Genomic DNA, 564 nt, shown 5'->3' on the forward strand with positions numbered 1-564 from the left:
GTTCCACGCTACCCGGCAGGCATTGGCTGCGGCTAATCAACTCCCTGGCAGCATCGTCAACCCAGAGCGCGAGCTGCTTTTCTGTCATCACCCATCCTGGAACCAGGGTGTTGACCCTGATGCGCCATGGCCCCAACTCCCGTGCCAACGCCCTGGTCATGCCGTGGGTTGCCGCTTTACTGGCCGCGTAGACCGGGTATCCACTGGAGGCCATCATCCAGCCAATGGAACCCAGATTGATGATCGCGCCTTCCCCGGCGGCCTTCATCATGGGGACCACCGCCCGGGCGGCAAAAAAAGCATGCTTCAAATTGACGGAAATCAGCTTGTCGAACGTCTCCGAGTCAACTTCATCCAAGGTGTGCCTGACATCATTGGCGGCATTGTTCACCAGGACAGTCACAGGCCCCAGGGTCTGCGCAAAGCGTCCAATCGCCTCCTTATAGACGCTCTCGTCAGTGATATCACAGTGAGCGAACTCGACCCTATGGCCCTCAGCCAATAATTGGGCCGCCAACCGCTCACCTTGGCTTTTGGCCATGTCCACGAACGCAACCTTTGCTC

1 protein-coding gene is annotated in these 564 nt (G+C 58.3%); it reads right to left on the reverse strand.

Going from position 1 to position 564, the window contains the following annotated elements:
* Positions 1-564, reverse strand: a 564-nt coding sequence (locus tag AC1DH9_RS30620; RefSeq protein WP_477809514.1) for an SDR family NAD(P)-dependent oxidoreductase, incomplete at both ends; no start/stop codon positions are given.

The sequence above is a fragment of the Pseudomonas sp. 05T35 genome (assembly GCF_056396605.1).